The sequence below is a fragment of the Streptomyces sp. NPDC059092 genome, assembly GCF_042756365.1.
In the GTDB taxonomy this organism is placed as follows: Bacteria; Actinomycetota; Actinomycetes; order Streptomycetales; family Streptomycetaceae; genus Streptomyces.
Genome location: NZ_JBHZEJ010000001.1, coordinates 98,237 through 114,358, shown reverse-complemented (window position 1 = coordinate 114,358; position 16,122 = coordinate 98,237). Strand labels below are relative to the sequence as shown.

Sequence of the window (16,122 nt, the reverse complement as noted above, 5' to 3'; positions counted from 1 at the left end):
GAATCCGTTGAGGCATGGCAGCCCAGCCACTGTCCGGAGTCGCGGGAGATGACTACCGTCGGTAGCGGCGTCCCACCGGGCGCGTTGGACGGTGAAAGGGATGGACCCCGCGTGCTCGCCCAGATCGTGTTGTTCGACGGCTTCGATCCGCTGGACGTTGTCGCACCGTACGAGGTGCTGTTCGCGGGCGGCGCCCTGGCGGAAGGGGCGCTGACGGTCGAACTGGTCTCGGCCGAGGGGGCGCGCGAGGTGCCCAGCGGTACCGGCACCCTGACGCTGAAGGCCACCACCCGCCTCGACCCTGCCCGCGCGGACCTCGTCGTGGTCCCGGGCGCGGCGGGCCGCTTCACGGACACCGTCGATGCTGGAGACAGGGCCGAGGCCGGGGCAGACGCCGGAGCCGGAGGCGGAGGCGGGGCGGATATCGGCGGCGGGCCGGATACCGGAGCCGGGGCTGACGCCGGGGCCGGTGGCTGCCAGGACCTGTCCATCTTCGACCACCTTCAAGGGGCCGTGGAGACAGAGCTGGCGCCCCTGCTCCGGGAAGCCCATGCCAGGCCGGGACTGACGATGGCCACCGTCTGCGGCGGGTCCTTGCTCATGGGGATGGCGGGCCTGCTGGTGGGGCGTCACGCCACCACCCACAGCCTGGGTTGTGACGGGCTGACCCGAGCCGGGGCGATCGCGGTGAACGCACGTGTGGTCGACGACGGCGACCTGGTGTCCGGCGGGGGCGTCACCTCGGGCCTGGACCTTGCCCTGTATCTGCTGGAACGCGAAGTCGGCTCCGGCGTCGCCCACGTCGTCGAACAGCTCTTCGAGTATGAGCGCCGGGGCACCGTCTGGCGCGCCCCCACCGCCCGCGACGCCTCCACCGTCCCGGCTTCCGCCGACCGCATCTGACAGGCCACCACCATGAACAAGCTCCTCCTCTCCCTCCACGTCATCGCTGCGATCGTCGCCATAGGCCCGGTCACCGTGGCGGCCAGCATGTTCCCCCCGGCCGTCCGCCACGCGATCGCCTCGTCGGACGACCGGCACGCCTGGGCGAACGTCGCCCTGCTGCACCGCATCTGCCGCGTCTACGCCGTGGTCGGCGTCGCGGTCCCTGTCTTCGGCTTCGCCACGGCGAAGAACATGGGTGTCCTGGGAGACACCTGGCTGATCGTCTCCATCGCCCTGACCCTCGTGGCGGCGGTCGTCCTGGGAGCCCTGGTGCTCCCACATCAGAGCGCCCTGGTGGGGGGCCAGGAGAGCGCGGCTCCGATCGAAGGCACCGCCCCTGGCGACCCCGGTGTTCCGGAGCTGCCCGGCGCGCGGGAGGACGGCTCGACGGCCGTGGTGCCGAGATCCGCGACGGTTCAGCTCGCCATGTTCACCGGCGTCTTCAACCTCCTGTGGGCCACGGTCACCATCCTGATGATCATCAGGCCGGGCTCGACCACCGGCGCGTGAATCTCCGTCGGAGCGCACCCCTCCGGCCGGGCTTCCGGCTCCGGTAGGGCTCCCGTCTCCGGCCGGGTTCCAGTCTCCGGTGGGGCTCCCGTCTCCGGTAGGGATCCCCCTCCGGCCGGAGGGGGATCTTCGCCCGGAGCGGCCCCTTCAGCCTGGGTGACCCTTCGGCCTGGGCTCCCGCCCCCTCAGCGGTGCTCGCGTATCAGCCCCTCCAGATACGCCCGTCCCGGCGCGAGCAGGTCGGGGAGGTCCGCCGCCTGCGGGTACCAGCGCTTCTCGTACTCCCAGCAGACCCAGGCGTCGTCGTCGAGCAGGGCCAGGCACTCGCCCAGCGGCAGCACCCCCGCCCCCAGGGGCAGCGGCGTGGTGTCCTCGGCCGAGGCGATGTCCTTCACCTGGACGTAGCCCAGGTGCGGGGCGAGTATCCCGTGGGTGGTGATCGGGGACTCGCCGCCCAGCCAGGTGTGCATCACGTCCCAGAGCGCCCCCACCTGCTGATGCCCGACCGGGCCCAGTACACGGGCCGCGTCCTTGCCCGTGCGGTGCGAGTCGTGGGTCTCCAGCAGGATGCGTACGCCGTAGTCCGTGGCCGTCTCCGCCGCGGCGGCCAGCCGCCGCGCCGCCAGCGTGTCCGCCTCGTCGGCCGGCTGGTCGCCGCCGCCGGGGAAGACGCGGACGAACGGGGCGCCGAGATCCCGTGCCAGGGAGAGCAGTTCCTCCAGCTCCTGGCGCAACTGGTCCTCGTCCACGTCCGCCTTGGCCACCCGGGCGTACCCGGCCAGCCCCAGTATCTCGACGCCGGCCCGTTCGAACTCTTCGACCACCACGGCGCGGTCACGGCGGCCCATGCCCCGGTGCACCGGTTCCTCCGGATGGGTGCGCAGCTCGACGCCCTGATAGCCGGCCGCGGAGGCGAGGGCGACGACCTCGGGGATGGGCAGGCCCGGGATTCCGAGCGTGGAGAAAGCGAACTTCACTGTGGTGTTCCTTTCTGGCGTGCGGCGGCTCCTTCCTTGAGGAGGAGCCGCCAGTCCTGGCCTATCAGGTCAGCCCCGTAGGAGTGGTGCGCTTGCTCGGCCACGAGAGTGAATCCGGCACGCTCGTAGAGGACGCGGGCGGAGGAGAGGATGTCATTGGTCCAGAGCGTCACCTCCTCGTACCCCGCCTCACGGGCGAAATCCACCACCGCGCCGACCAGACGATCACCGATGCCCTGGCCCCGGGCCTCGGGTTCGACCAGGAGAAGGCGGAGTCTGGCGGTCACCGGCCCGCCGTCGTCACCCCGTACGCCCGGCTTGTCGTCCCTCACACACATGATCGAGCCCACCGGTATCCCGTCCACCTCGGCGATCCACACCCGCTCCAGCCGGGGGTCGTGGTCCTGGGCGAAGTCCGCGACGATCCGGGCGACGAGCCCTTCGAATGCCGTGGTGAATCCGTACTCCGCCGCGTACACCGCGGCGTGACGCTGCACCATCCAGCCCAACTCGCCCGGCGCCGGCTCGCGCAGGACGGGTGTACCCCGCGCGCTCCGCGCCGCGGCCCCGTCCGCACGGAGGATGTCCCGCACCGTCCGCATCGCGTCGGCGAGTTCCGGACGGCGCTCCGGCTCGACCCGGTCGAGGAGCGAGACCACGGCCTCCCGCGAACGCTCGTCCAGCAGCGCCGCGGCCTCGCGCCCCCGCGAGGTGAGGGTGATCCGCTGCCGCCGCGCGTCCTCCTCGGACGGCGCGCGGCCGACCAGGCCGTCCCGCTCGAACTTGGTCAGCAGACGGCTCAGATATCCGGCGTCGAGCGACAGTTCGGCGCGCAGGTCGGCCGCGTCGGTCCGCGGCGCGTGGGCCAGCTCGTACAGGACCCGCGACTCGGTGAGCGTGTACGGGGTATAGAGGTGTTTGCCGTAGTCCAGCGCACCGATCAGATTCGTGTAAAAACGGTTGAACGCACGCATTTCCTGCACAGCCACGGTCCACCTCCGGACGCTCGCCAGGCCCTGTCTTTGACTGAGTCAACGGTAGGCCGGGCTGCCGAGGCCTGGCAAGGCCCTCTCGGCGCTTTGGCGTCCACTCGCCAAACGGCCCCCGCGAGTTCCAGGCCCCCCGCCCGCCCGCCCCCGCGAGTCCAGGACCCCGCCTTCCCGGGTGTATCCAGGGCCCGGCCCCGCGTCGCCGTCCCGGCCCGCCCCTCAGGCCGGCCGCGGCGGCGCCGTCGACGCCCGCGCCATCAGCTCGGCCGTGATCGTCGCGATCCCGCCCGGCGGTGGCGTCTCCGTCCCCATCGCCAGCCGGCCCGCCCGCGCCCCCGCCGCGTGCAGTGGCAGCCGTACGGTCGTCAGCGCCGGCGTCGCGTCCACCGAGAACGGCAGGTCGTCGAAGCCCGCCACCGAGATGTCCTCCGGGATCCGCAGCCCCCGCTCACGCACCGCCGCGCACGCGCCCAGCGCCACCGTGTCGTTCGCCGCGACCACCGCCGTCAGATCCGGCGCGCGACGCAGCAGCTCCAGCGTCGCCTCGTACCCCGACCTGCGGGTGTACGGACCGTGCACCGTCAGCGGATCCTGTTGCCCACCGCCGCCCCCGCCGGCCCCCGCCGCGTCCAGCGCCGCGCGGTGTCCTTCCAGCCGGTGCCGGGTCGTCGTCCGCTCCACCGGCCCCGCGACATAGCCGATCCTCCGGTGCCCCAGCGCCAGCAGGTGCTCCGTCAGCCGCCGTCCACCGCCCCGGTTGTCGAAGGCCAGCGAGGCGACGGCCGAGTCGCTGCCCGGCAGGGGCGGCCGTCCGCACAGCACCACCCGTGTGCCCGCGTCCGCGAGTTTCGCCAGTTTCGTGGCCATCGCGGCGATGTGCTCGGCGTCTTCGAGCGCCCCGCCGGTGAGGATGACGGCCGCGGCGCGCTGGCGCTGGAGCAGGGTCAGGTAGGTCAGTTCGCGCTCGGGGGATCCGCCGGTGTTGCAGACGACGGCCAGCTTCTCGCCGCCCGCGCGCCCGGTCCCCTCCTGTCCGCCGATCTCGGTCTGCGCCGCCCCCGCCATGATTCCGAAGAACGGGTCCGCGATGTCGTTGACGAGGATGCCCACCAGGTCTGAGGTGGCGGCGGCGAGCGAGCTGGCGGGGCCGTTCAGTACGTAGTCCAGGTCGTCCACCGCCCGCAGGACCCGTTCCCTGGTGGCGGTGGCCACCGGGTAGTTGCCGTTCAGCACGCGCGAGACGGTGGCGGGTGACACCCGGGCGCGGGCCGCCACATCCGCCAGGGTGACTGTCATCGCTTTCCTCCGAGGGGTACGGGTGAGTTGGGGCGGTGATCGGGCCGGGCTCTTGTCCGGACCGCTGTCGCAGGCTAGCTTCTTACCGGATAGAAAGCGCTTGCTATGGCCGTATGGCCATATCGCTCGCCACGGCAGCCACGGCCATATGGAGGAACTTCGTGACACGCAGGACAGTGCGGATCGCCATGAACGGCGTCACCGGGCGGATGGGGTACCGACAGCACCTGCTGCGCTCCATCCTCGCCATCCGTGAACAGGGCGGACTCGACCTCGGGGGCGGCGAGACGCTCTGGCCCGAGCCCGTCCTCATCGGCCGCCGGGAGCACGCCCTCAGGGAGATCGCCGAACAGCACGGCCTCACGGAGTGGTCGACCGATCTCGACGCCGTCCTGGCGGACGAGACCGTCGACATCTACTTCGACGCCCAGGTCACCTCCGCCCGCGTGGAGGCCATCAAGAAGGCCATCGACGCGGGCAAGCACATCTACACCGAGAAGCCGACCGCGACGCACCTCGACGGCGCCCTGGAGCTGGCCAGGCTGGCCCGCACCGCCGGGATCAAGCACGGCGTCGTCCAGGACAAGATCTTCCTGCCGGGGCTGCTCAAGCTGAAGCGCCTCATCGACGGCGGCTTCTTCGGCGAGATCCTCTCCGTCAGGGGAGAGTTCGGCTACTGGGTCTTCGAAGGCGACTGGCAGGACGCCCAGCGGCCCTCCTGGAACTACCGTGCCGAGGACGGCGGCGGCATCACCGTCGACATGTTCCCCCACTGGGAGTACGTCCTGCACGAACTGTTCGGGCGCGTCACCAGCGTCCAGGCGCACATCACCACGCACATCGCGCAGCGCTGGGACGAGCACGGCAAGCCGTACGCCGCGACCGCCGACGACGCGGCGTACGGGATCTTCGAACTGGACGGCGGCGCCGTCGCCCAGATCAACTCCTCCTGGACCGTTCGCGTCAACCGCGACGAACTCGTCGAGTTCCAGGTCGACGGCACCCACGGCTCGGCCGTCGCCGGGCTGCGCCGCTGCCGGGTCCAGCACCGCAGCACCACACCCAAGCCGGTCTGGAACCCGGACCTCCCCGCCACCGAGTCCTTCCGCGACCAGTGGCAGGAAGTTCCCGACAACGAGGAGTTCGACAACGGGTTCAAGGCGCAGTGGGAGCTGTTCCTGCGCCATGTCGTCCTCGACGAGCCCTACCAGTGGGACCTCCTCGCGGGCGCGCGCGGCGTGCAGCTCGCCGAGCTGGGGCTCCGTTCCTCGGCCGAGGGCCGCCGCTTCGACGTACCGGAGCTGTCGCTGTGACCACTCTCCGGCTTCCTTCCCCGGGCGGCAGATCGCGCACCTATACGCCACGCTCGGAACCGGCCTCCTTCGTAGTGGCCGACACGGCGGGCGGGGCCGCCCTCGCCTCCCGTACGGTCTTCTCAGCCGCCCATGTGGTCGCCGACCCGTACGCCGACGTCAGCCCCGACGAGCCCGCCGCCGTCGACTGGGACGCCACGCTCGCCTTCCGCCGCCACCTCTGGTCGCACGGTCTCGGGGTCGCCGAGGCCATGGACACCGCGCAGCGCGGCATGGGCCTGGACTGGGCGGGCGCGGCCGAGCTGATCCGCCGCTCCGCCGCCGAGGCGAAGGCGGTCGGCGGCCGGATCGCCTGCGGCGTGGGCACCGACCAGATCGCGCCCGGGCCCCGTTCCCTGGACGAGGTCCGCGCCGCGTACGAGGAGCAGTTGACGCTCGTCGAGGACACCGGTTCGCAGGCCATCCTGATGGCGTCCCGCGCCCTCTCCGCCGCAGCGACCGGCCCCGACGACTACCTGAGCCTCTACTCCCACCTGCTGCGTCAGGCTTCCGAACCGGTTGTACTGCACTGGCTCGGACCGATGTTCGACCCCGCACTGGACGGGTACTGGGGCAGCGCCGATCTCGACGCGGCCACCGAGACCTTCCTCCAGGTCATCTCCGAACACCCCGACAAGGTCGACGGCATCAAGATCTCCCTGCTGGACGCCCAGCGCGAGATCGAGCTGCGCCGACGGCTGCCCAGGGGCGTGCGCTGCTACACGGGGGACGACTTCAACTACCCCGAGCTGATCGCGGGCGACGAGCAGGGTTTCAGCCACGCGCTGCTCGGCATCTTCGACCCGCTGGGGCCGCTCGCGGCGGCGGCCGTACGGGTTCTGGACACCGGTGACACGAAGGGCTTCCGGGAACTCCTCGACCCCACCGTCGAGCTGTCTCGCCACCTCTTCAGGACACCGACCCGCTTCTACAAGACAGGCGTGGTCTTCCTCGCCTGGCTGGCCGGCCACCAGGACCACTTCACGATGGTCGGCGGCCTCCAGTCGGCGCGATCGCTTCCGCACCTCGCGCGGGCGTACGAACTGGCCGACGGGCTCGGACTCTTCCCGGACCCCGCGGTGGCCGAGGCCAGGATGAAATCCCTGCTCAGCGTGGGCGGAGTGGACCAGTGAGTGGATCAGTGAGCGAACCGGTGAGCGGACAGGCGGACGGATCGACGACGGAGCCGCAGGGCGACCTGACGCGCTTCAGCATCAACCAGATGACGGTCAAGCAGCTCGGCCTGCCCGAGCTGACCGACGCCTGCGTACGCCTCGGAGTACCCGGCGTCGGCCTCTGGCGCGGGCCCGTGCAGGCGTACGGGGTCGAGGCCGCGGCCAAGCTCGTACGGGACGCCGGGCTCGCGGTCACCACGCTCTGCCGCGGCGGCTTCCTCACCGCGGTCGACCCGGCACGCCGGGCCGAGGCCCTGGCCGACAACCGCGCCGCCATCGACGAGGCGGCGGCGCTGGGCACGGACACCCTGGTGCTGGTCTCCGGTGGCCTCGCCGAGGGCGGCAAGGACCTCCACGCGGCGCGTGAACGCATCGCGGACGCCCTGGGGGAGCTGGCGCCGTACGGGGCGGAGCGCGGGGTCAGGCTGGCCATCGAGCCGCTGCACCCGATGTTCGCGTCCGACCGCTGTGTGGTCTCCACCCTCGACCAGGCGCTCGACCTGGCGGAACGATTCCCCGCCGACCAGGTCGGGGTGGCCGTGGACACGTACCACATCTGGTGGGACGACCGGGCCCCCGCGGCGGTCGACCGGGCGGCGGAGCGCATCTTCACCTTCCAGCTCGCCGACTGGACGACACCGCTCCCGGCCGGGGTGCTGAACGGCCGTGGCCAGCTCGGCGACGGGGCGGTCGACCTGCGGGCCTGGCGCGAACGGGTCGACGCGGCGGGCTACGCGGGCCCGATCGAGGTGGAGCTTTTCAACGACGACCTCTGGCGGCGGGACGGCGTGGAACTCCTCACGGAGACCGCGGAACGGTACGTGCGGTACGCCCTGTAAAAAATAACTCTGCGGAACCGTGCAACCCTTCCGGGGTGACGTGAGTCGTATACGTCAGCAGGGCTTTCGGGGGGTAGATCCGGGGGGATTGAAAGCCCTGTTGGAGGGGGAGCGCGTGGGGCCCGGTCCGTGGGACCGGGCCCCTTGTAGTGCGTGGGAGCCGTGGGCGGGTAGGCGTCGGACGTTCGGTCGCGAGGGTGTGGCGCGGCGTCAGTTGTCCACAGGGTGTCCGCGCTGTCGGAGGTCGGCGGTAGCGTCGGATCATGTCCCAACCCGCAGTGCTCGAAGCCGTGCTCGAACGGATCACGTACTCGAACGAGGAGAACGGCTACACGGTCGCCCGCGTCGACACCGGTCGCGGCGGCGATCTCCTCACCGTGGTCGGTTCGCTGCTCGGCGCGCAGCCCGGCGAGTCACTGCGGATGGAGGGCCGCTGGGCCTCGCATCCCCAGTACGGCAAGCAGTTCATGTGTGAGAACTACACGACGATCCTGCCCGCCACGATCCAGGGCATCCGCCGCTACCTCGGATCCGGTCTCATCAAGGGCATCGGCCCCGTGTTCGCCGACCGGATCGTCGAGCACTTCGGCCTGGAGACGCTGGACATCATCGAGACGGAGCCCAAGCGGCTCGTCGAGGTCCCGGGCCTCGGCCCCAAGCGGACGAAGTCGATCGCGGCGGCCTGGGAGGAGCAGAAGGCCATCAAGGAGGTCATGGTCTTCCTGCAAGGGGTGGGCGTGTCGACCTCCATCGCCGTCCGCATCTACAAGAAGTACGAGGACGCGTCGATCTCGGTCGTCAGGAACGAGCCGTACCGCCTGGCGGCCGACGTGTGGGGGATCGGCTTCCTCACCGCCGACCGGATCGCCCAGGCCGTCGGTATCCCGCACGACAGTCCGGAGCGCGTCAAGGCGGGCATCCAGTACGCGCTGTCGCAATCCACCGACCAGGGGCACTGCTTCCTGCCCGAGGACCGGCTCATCTCCGACGCGGTGAAGCTCCTCACGGTCGACACGGGCCTGGTCATCGAATGCCTCGCCGAGCTGGCCGCCGAGGACGAGGGGGTCGTACGGGAGAGGGTGCCGGGGCCTGAGGGCGGGGAGGAGGAGATCAGCGCGGTCTATCTCGTGCCCTTCCACCGGGCGGAGCTGTCCCTGTCCGCCCAGTTGCTGCGGCTGCTGCGGACGGGCGAGGACCGGATGCCGGCCTTCCGGGACGTGACCTGGGACAAGGCGCTGACCTGGCTGGCCGGGCGTACGGGCACCGAGCTGGCGCCCGAGCAGCAGCAGGCGGTGCGGCTCGCCCTCACGGAGAAGGTCGCCGTCCTGACCGGTGGCCCCGGCTGCGGTAAGTCCTTCACAGTCCGCTCGATCGTGGAGCTGGCGCGGGCGAAGAAGGCCAAGGTGGTGCTGGCGGCGCCCACCGGGCGGGCGGCCAAGCGGCTGGCGGAGCTGACCGGGGCCGAGGCGTCCACGGTCCACCGGCTGCTGGAGCTGCGGCCGGGCGGGGACGCGGCGTACGACAGGGACCGGCCGCTGGACGCCGATCTGGTGGTGGTCGACGAGGCGTCGATGCTGGACCTGCTGCTCGCCAACAAGCTGGTCAAGGCGGTGGCACCGGGGGCGCATCTGCTGCTGGTGGGGGATGTGGACCAGTTGCCGTCGGTCGGCGCGGGCGAGGTCCTGCGCGATCTGCTCGCCGAGAGCGGTCCCGTACCGAGCGTCAGACTCACACGGATCTTCCGGCAGGCCCAGCAGTCGGGAGTGGTCACCAACGCCCACCGGATCAACTCGGGGCAGCACCCCGTCACGGACGGGCTGTCCGACTTCTTCCTCTTCGTGGAGGACGAGACGGAGGACGCGGGGCGGGTGACGGTCGACGTGGCGGCGCGCCGGATTCCCGCGAAGTTCGGGCTCGATCCGCGGCGCGACATCCAGGTCCTGGCGCCGATGCACCGGGGCCCGGCGGGCGCGGGCACGCTGAACGGGCTGCTCCAGCAGGCCATCACCCCCGGCAGGCCCGACCTGCCGGAGAAGCGGCTGGGCGGCCGGGTCTTCCGCGTCGGCGACAAGGTCACCCAGATCCGCAACAACTACGAGAAGGGGCAGAACGGAGTCTTCAACGGCACGGTCGGCGTGGTCACCTCGCTCAACCAGGAGGACCAGCGGCTGACGGTGCTGACCGACGAGGACGAGGAGGTGCCGTACGACTTCGACGAGCTGGACGAGCTGGCGCACGCGTACGCGGTGACGATCCACCGCTCCCAGGGCAGCGAATATCCGGCCGTGGTCATTCCGGTCACCACGGGTGCCTGGATGATGCTGCAGCGCAACCTGCTGTACACGGCGGTGACCCGGGCCAAGAAGCTGGTCGTCCTGGTCGGCTCACGCAAGGCCATAGGCCAGGCGGTACGCACGGTCTCCGCGGGCAGGCGCTTCACCGCCCTCGGCCACCGGCTGGCGGCGCGTGGCTGAGCGCGGGGCCGGGCGCGCGGCGGACGCGGGCGTCGTGGACTTTCGAAACCGGGGCCAAGGGGGCAGGATGAACAGGTTGGCGGCACTGAGTGCCGCCAATAGGCCCAATGGTCGACCCCGAGTGCACTCTCCTGAGCCAAATGGGGGATGGTAGAGACAGTCAGGGCACCTCGAAGAAGAGGCACTACGTCGGTGAGGGATGACGTGAGCGAGAAACGCGACAACGCGGTAGTACTGCGGTACGGCGACGGCGAGTACACCTACCCGGTGATCGACAGCACCGTCGGCGATACGGGCTTCGACATCGGGAAGCTTCGTTCTCAGACCGGTCTGGTCACCCTGGACAGCGGCTACGGCAACACCGCCGCCTACAAGTCCGCGATCACCTATCTCGACGGCGAACAGGGCATTCTGCGGTATCGCGGTTACCCGATCGAGCAGTTGGCGGAGCGCTCCAGCTTTGTCGAGGTGGCGTATCTGCTGATCAACGGCGAGCTGCCGACGGTCGACGAGCAGGCCTCCTTCAAGAACGAGATCACCCAGCACACGCTGCTGCACGAGGACGTCAAGCGGTTCTACGACGGTTTCCCGCGTGACGCCCACCCGATGGCGATGCTGTCCTCCGTGGTCAGCGCGCTGTCGACGTTCTACCAGGACAGCCACAACCCGTTCGACGAGAAGCAGCGCCACCTCTCCACGATCCGTCTGCTCGCCAAGCTGCCGACCATCGCGGCGTACGCGTACAAGAAGTCGATCGGGCACCCCTTCGTCTACCCGCGCAACGACCTCGGGTACGTCGAGAACTTCCTGCGGATGACCTTCTCGGTCCCCGCGCAGGAGTACGAGCCCGACCCCGTCGTGGTCGCCGCGCTCGACAAGCTGCTCATCCTGCACGCGGACCACGAGCAGAACTGTTCGACCTCCACCGTGCGGCTGGTCGGCTCCTCGCAGGCGAACATGTTCGCCTCGATCTCCGCCGGCATCAGCGCCCTGTGGGGCCCGCTGCACGGTGGCGCCAACCAGTCGGTGCTGGAGATGCTCGAAGGCATCCAGGCGTCCGGTGGCGATGTCGACACCTTCATCCGCAAGGTGAAGAACAAGGAAGACGGCGTGAAGCTCATGGGCTTCGGGCACCGCGTCTACAAGAACTTCGACCCCCGGGCGAAGATCATCAAGGCCGCGGCGCACGATGTCCTCTCGGCGCTCGGCAAGTCCGACGAGCTGCTGGACATCGCGCTCAAGCTGGAGGAGCACGCGCTGGCCGACGAGTACTTCGTCGAGCGCAAGCTTTACCCGAACGTGGACTTCTACACGGGTCTGATCTACCGGGCCATGGGCTTCCCGACCGAGATGTTCACCGTGCTCTTCGCGCTCGGCCGGCTTCCCGGCTGGATCGCCCAGTGGCACGAGATGATCAAGGAGCCCGGTTCGCGCATCGGCCGTCCGCGGCAGATCTACACCGGAGAGGTCCTGCGGGACTTCGTCCCGGTCGAAGGCCGCTGACACCGGATCGCCCGCACACGCCGCGCGGCGTCGGCGCCGTACAGCGCGGATTCGTACAGCTCAGGATGTGTACGGCGCGGATGTGCACGGCGCACGGTTGCGTGCAACGCCGGACGATGCGCGCAACGCCGCACAGAGCGAAAAGCGCCCCGCCGCCGATCCCCCCACGGGTCGGCGAACGGGGCGCTTTCCATATCCCCGGTGCGGATTCCCCCCACGGGATCCGGGCCGGGCGTCTGACGTAACCATCAGCGGCTACTCGGGCGGTCGGACCGGGGTACGTACGGGAGGGCCGCTCAAAGCTCCCCGGTGCACGTGCCCCGGCCAATCGCTTGCACGAGACGTCCCCCAAGACATCCCATGCGATCCCATCGAACGTCCCCCAAGACGTTCTTCTGGCATCGTCCTCTTAGACTCGCGAACAGGCCCGATGGTTACCCCATAATCTATGTGATCTAGATCTCTTTGTGAAGGTCCTGTGGTTCCTGTGAAGGACCTTGGGTGCAGAGAGTTCGCGACCACATAAATGGAGGGTACGCCCAGGTCGGGTTCGGTGTGTGGCCGGATCAGGCCTGACCGGTCAGCTCGTACCCCGCCTCGTCGACGGCGGCGCGTACGGCGGCCTCGTTCAGTGGGGCCCCCGACACCACGGTGACCTGTCCCGTGGCTGCGGTGGCCTGAACCGAGACGACGCCCTCGATCCCGGAGATCTCGTCGGTGACGGCTCCTTCGCAGTGCCCGCAGGTCATGCCGGTGACCTGGTAGACGGTGGTGACCTGGCTCTTCGTCTCGGCGGTCATGACGTTCTCCTCTTCGAGGGCTCGGGTGTGGCGGTCCATGGCGAGTAGGGGGCGCGTGGGCATCACGGCTCCCTGGCCTCGTCCCTGAACTTTACCCCTAGGGGGTATGAAAGCGAACCCTCGGCGGTGCTGGGGTGCTCAGCCGGCCGACCTCGGAGCGTCCGCGCGGCAGGGGGGCCCGCAGTCCTCGACGAGCGGTTGTATGTAGCGGAGGAGGACCCTCTTCAGCTCGGTCGTGTACGCGTCCCGCTCGTCGGGCTCGGCGGCCAGGATCAGGGCCAGCCCCGCCTTGAACACGGTGAAGAGCATGTGTGCGATCCGGGCGGTCTCGGCCTTCGGCGTGTCGGGGAGGTAGTCGCCGAGGATGTCCTCGACGCGGGCGAGCATCGAGGAGTGCAGCGCGTCGTGCTCCCGTGTGACCTGGCCGGGGACGTCGGAGCCGTGCATCAGCACCGCGAAAGCCGGGTTCTCGCGGTTGAACTGGATCAGCGGGTCGATGACGGCGTCCATCAGCCGGTCGAGCGGCAGGCCGAGGTGGTCCGGCATCAGCGCCCGGCCGTAGGTGTCCTGCCAGCGCGTCAGGAGCTGGTCGCCCAGCTCGACGGCGATGGCCTCCTTGTTCGGGAAGAACTGGTAGAGCGTGCCCGGTGACACGCCCGCCTCCCGGGCGATGGAGTTGGTGCTCGCCGCGGTGTAGCCGGTGGCGCAGAAGACGCGGGCCGCCGCGTCGAGGAGCTGGGCGACGCGGCGTTCCCCGCGGGCCTGTCGGCGGCGCGGTCTGTCCGGTCCGGGGGTTGGCCCCGGGGTCGGCTCCGGCATGGCAATCCACAGCCTTCCTGGATCGTTTGACAAACACGAGTGGCGACTCGCATTCTTGGTCAATGCGAGCGATGACTCGTGTTTGCCAATTCTATGGCAACGGCTGACCCGCGCCACGGGTCACGGTGAAGGGGACACCGCACCATGTCCGAAGTCAACACTGGCCGTCATTCGGGGGGCTGGACCAGGTTCGTCACCGCACGGCCACGGCTCTCGCTGCTGGTCGCGCTGGTGATAACGGCCCTGGCCGTGGTCGCCGGCAGCGGGGTCGCCGACCGGCTGAGCAACGGGGGCTGGGAGGACCCGAACGCGGAGTCCACATACGCGACCAAGGCGCTGGAGCGGGAGTTCCCCGCCTCCCAGCCCAATCTCCTGCTCCTGGTCGACAGCGGAAGCCGGAGCGTCGACGACCCCGCCGTGGCCGCGGAGGCCAAGCGGCTCACCGACCGACTCGCGGCGGAGGAGGGGATCGTCGGGGTCGGCTCCTACTGGCGGACCGGATCGCCCGCACTGCGCTCCGAGGACAGCCGGGAAGCGCTGATCGCGGCGAGGATCGAGGGCGACGAGACGAACGCCTTCAAGGTCCTGGACCGGATCGCGCCGGAGTTCCGTGGCGAGCGGGGAGCGCTGAAGGTCTCCATCGGCGGGCCCGTCGCCGTACGGAGCGAGATGCAGAACACCATCCAGGAGGACCTGCTGCGGGCCGAGCTGATCGCCCTGCCGGTGACGCTCATCCTGCTGGTCATGGTCTTCGGCAGCGCGGTCGCCGCCCTGCTGCCGCTGGGCCTGGGCATCGTCGCCATCCTGGGGACGAACGCGATACTGCGCGGACTCACCGAACTCACCGAAGTCTCGGTCTTCGCCCAGAACCTCACCACGGCCCTCGGGCTCGGACTGGCCATCGACTACGCCCTGTTCATCGTCCGCAGATTCCGGGAGGAGCTGGCGGTCGGCGCCGAGGTGCGGGACGCCGTGGGTACCACGTTGCGGACCGCCGGGCGCACGGTGCTGTTCTCGGCGCTGACCGTGGCCGTGTCCCTGGCCGCCATGATGGTCTTCCCTCAGCACTTCCTGCGCTCCTTCGCCTACGCGGGCATCGCGGTCGTCCTGCTGGCCGCTGCCGCCGCCCTCATCCTGCTGCCCGCGGCTCTGATGCTGCTGGGCCACCGGGTCAACGCGCTCGACCTGCGGAAGGCACTGCGCCGGCGGCGCACCGGGTCGGAGTCCGAGAAGAAGGACGTGGAGCCGGGCGCCGGCTGGGCCAGGACGGCCGCGCTGGTGATGCGGCGGGCCCCGTTCTTCGCCGTCGCCACGGCCACGGGGCTGATCCTGCTCGGACTGCCCTTCCTGGGAATCAAGTTCGGCACCGCCGACCACCGTCAGTTGCCGCCGGGCGCCGACTCCCGGGTCGTCCAGGAGGAGATTCAGGACGGCTTCCCCGGCAGCCCCGGCGGTGGCCTGGAAGTACTGGCGGAAGGCGCCGCCACCCCCGCCGAGTACACGGACTACCGCACCCGGATAGCGGCCCTGCCCGGCGTGGTGCGGGTCGACGGGCCGGTACCCTCCTCCGGCGGACACGCGTACTTCGCGGTGACGCCCGAGGGGCAAGCGGTGGGGGAGGGGGCCCAGCGGCTCGTGAAGGACATCCGCGCCGAGCCGGCCGTGTTCGACACCTCGGTGACCGGCACCGCCGCCGTCCTGGTCGACTCCAAGGCCGCCATCGCCGACCGGCTGCCCTGGGCCCTGGCCGTCATCGTGCTGGTGACCCTGCTTCTGGTCTTCCTGCTCACCGGCAGTGTGCTGATACCGGTTCAGGCGGTCGTGCTCAACGCGCTCAGCCTCACGGCGATGTTCGGAGCGACGGTCTGGATCTTCCAGGACGGCCATCTGTCAGGACTGCTCGGCTTCACCGCCACCGGGGACATCGAGACCAGCCTGCCCGTCCTGATGTTCTGCGTCGCCTTCGGTCTCTCCATGGACTACGGAGTCTTCCTGCTCTCCCGGATCAAGGAGGAGTACGACCGCAGCGGAGACCATGAGCACGCGGTGGCGTTCGGTCTGCGCCGCACCGGAGGGCTGATCACCGCCGCCGCCGTGATCCTCGCGGTGGTCATGGTGGCGATAGGCACCTCGCGGGTCGCCAACACCAAGATGCTGGGCCTCGGCCTCGCGCTCGCCGTACTGATGGACGCGATGGTGGTGCGCAGCCTGCTGGTGCCCGCGGTGATGAAGCTGACGGGGAAGGCCACCTGGTGGGCCCCAGGACCGCTGCGCCGCTTCCACGAGCGGTTCGGGCTGAGCGAGGGCGATTCGCGGCCGGCTGTCGAAGGACCGGCGGAGCCGCCGGTCCGTGACCGGGACACGGCCGGCGTCTGAGGGGCGGACGCGGCCCGCCACCCACGGCGTCCCGGCGCGACCGACAGGCCGTGCCGGGAGTGCCGGG

Annotated in this window: 13 protein-coding genes; 8 read left to right on the top strand and 5 right to left on the bottom strand. The window is 70.2% G+C overall.

The window, feature by feature from the left end:
- Positions 1-111 precede the first annotated feature (111 nt).
- Positions 112-903 (top strand): DJ-1/PfpI family protein, encoded by a 792-nt coding sequence (locus ACFXPL_RS00460; protein WP_384910075.1) that lies wholly within the window; start codon positions 112-114, stop codon positions 901-903.
- Positions 904-915: 12 nt separating this feature from the next.
- A complete protein-coding gene (locus ACFXPL_RS00455) occupies positions 916-1,455 on the top strand; it encodes a hypothetical protein (RefSeq protein ID WP_384910072.1) in 540 nt (179 codons plus the stop codon).
- Between the two features lie 185 nt (positions 1,456-1,640).
- Here the strand turns inward: ACFXPL_RS00455 and ACFXPL_RS00450 are convergent, their stop codons facing one another.
- The 3 genes from ACFXPL_RS00450 to ACFXPL_RS00440 form a co-directional block, all read right to left on the bottom strand.
- Positions 1,641-2,432, bottom strand: a complete 792-nt coding sequence (locus ACFXPL_RS00450; protein WP_384910069.1) for a sugar phosphate isomerase/epimerase family protein — start codon at positions 2,430-2,432, stop codon at positions 1,641-1,643.
- The gene (locus tag ACFXPL_RS00445; RefSeq protein ID WP_384910066.1) at positions 2,429-3,421 is read right to left on the bottom strand and encodes a GNAT family N-acetyltransferase; all 993 of its coding nucleotides are present in this window, start codon (positions 3,419-3,421) and stop codon (positions 2,429-2,431) included. Before ACFXPL_RS00445 ends, ACFXPL_RS00450 begins: the two co-directional genes overlap by 4 nt.
- A gap of 219 nt (positions 3,422-3,640) precedes the next feature.
- On the bottom strand, positions 3,641-4,717 hold the full coding sequence (locus ACFXPL_RS00440) for a LacI family DNA-binding transcriptional regulator (RefSeq protein ID WP_384910063.1): 1,077 nt from the start codon (positions 4,715-4,717) through the stop codon (positions 3,641-3,643).
- Between the two features lie 161 nt (positions 4,718-4,878).
- On the opposite strand from ACFXPL_RS00440, the gene ACFXPL_RS00435 reads away from it, so the two are divergent.
- The 5 genes from ACFXPL_RS00435 (at position 4,879) to ACFXPL_RS00415 (ending at position 12,060) form a co-directional block, all read left to right on the top strand.
- Entirely contained in the window at positions 4,879-6,030 is a 1,152-nt protein-coding gene (locus ACFXPL_RS00435) for a Gfo/Idh/MocA family protein (RefSeq protein ID WP_384910060.1), read from the top strand.
- Positions 6,027-7,202 (top strand): dihydrodipicolinate synthase family protein, encoded by a 1,176-nt coding sequence (locus tag ACFXPL_RS00430; protein ID WP_384910057.1) that lies wholly within the window; start codon positions 6,027-6,029, stop codon positions 7,200-7,202. The genes ACFXPL_RS00435 and ACFXPL_RS00430 overlap by 4 nt, the downstream gene beginning before the upstream one ends.
- A gap of 89 nt (positions 7,203-7,291) precedes the next feature.
- Complete coding sequence (locus ACFXPL_RS00425) at positions 7,292-8,083, top strand: sugar phosphate isomerase/epimerase family protein (protein ID WP_384910625.1); 792 nt, start codon at positions 7,292-7,294, stop codon at positions 8,081-8,083.
- A gap of 263 nt (positions 8,084-8,346) precedes the next feature.
- Positions 8,347-10,557 (top strand): ATP-dependent RecD-like DNA helicase, encoded by a 2,211-nt coding sequence (locus ACFXPL_RS00420; RefSeq protein ID WP_384910054.1) that lies wholly within the window; start codon positions 8,347-8,349, stop codon positions 10,555-10,557.
- A gap of 204 nt (positions 10,558-10,761) precedes the next feature.
- Positions 10,762-12,060, top strand: coding sequence for a citrate synthase (locus ACFXPL_RS00415; protein WP_384910051.1), 1,299 nt, complete (start codon positions 10,762-10,764; stop codon positions 12,058-12,060).
- 566 nt (positions 12,061-12,626) lie between these two features.
- Here the strand turns inward: ACFXPL_RS00415 and ACFXPL_RS00410 are convergent.
- Positions 12,627-12,860 carry a heavy-metal-associated domain-containing protein gene (locus ACFXPL_RS00410; protein ID WP_384910622.1) on the bottom strand — a complete coding sequence of 78 codons (234 nt, stop codon included), beginning with the start codon at positions 12,858-12,860 and terminating at the stop codon, positions 12,627-12,629.
- A 138-nt stretch (positions 12,861-12,998) separates the two neighbouring features.
- On the bottom strand, positions 12,999-13,679 hold the full coding sequence (locus tag ACFXPL_RS00405) for a TetR/AcrR family transcriptional regulator (RefSeq protein ID WP_384910048.1): 681 nt from the start codon (positions 13,677-13,679) through the stop codon (positions 12,999-13,001).
- Positions 13,680-13,823: 144 nt separating this feature from the next.
- Between ACFXPL_RS00405 and ACFXPL_RS00400 the strand changes: the two genes are divergently transcribed.
- A complete protein-coding gene (locus tag ACFXPL_RS00400) occupies positions 13,824-16,055 on the top strand; it encodes an MMPL family transporter (protein WP_384910046.1) in 2,232 nt (743 codons plus the stop codon).
- Positions 16,056-16,122 lie beyond the last annotated feature (67 nt).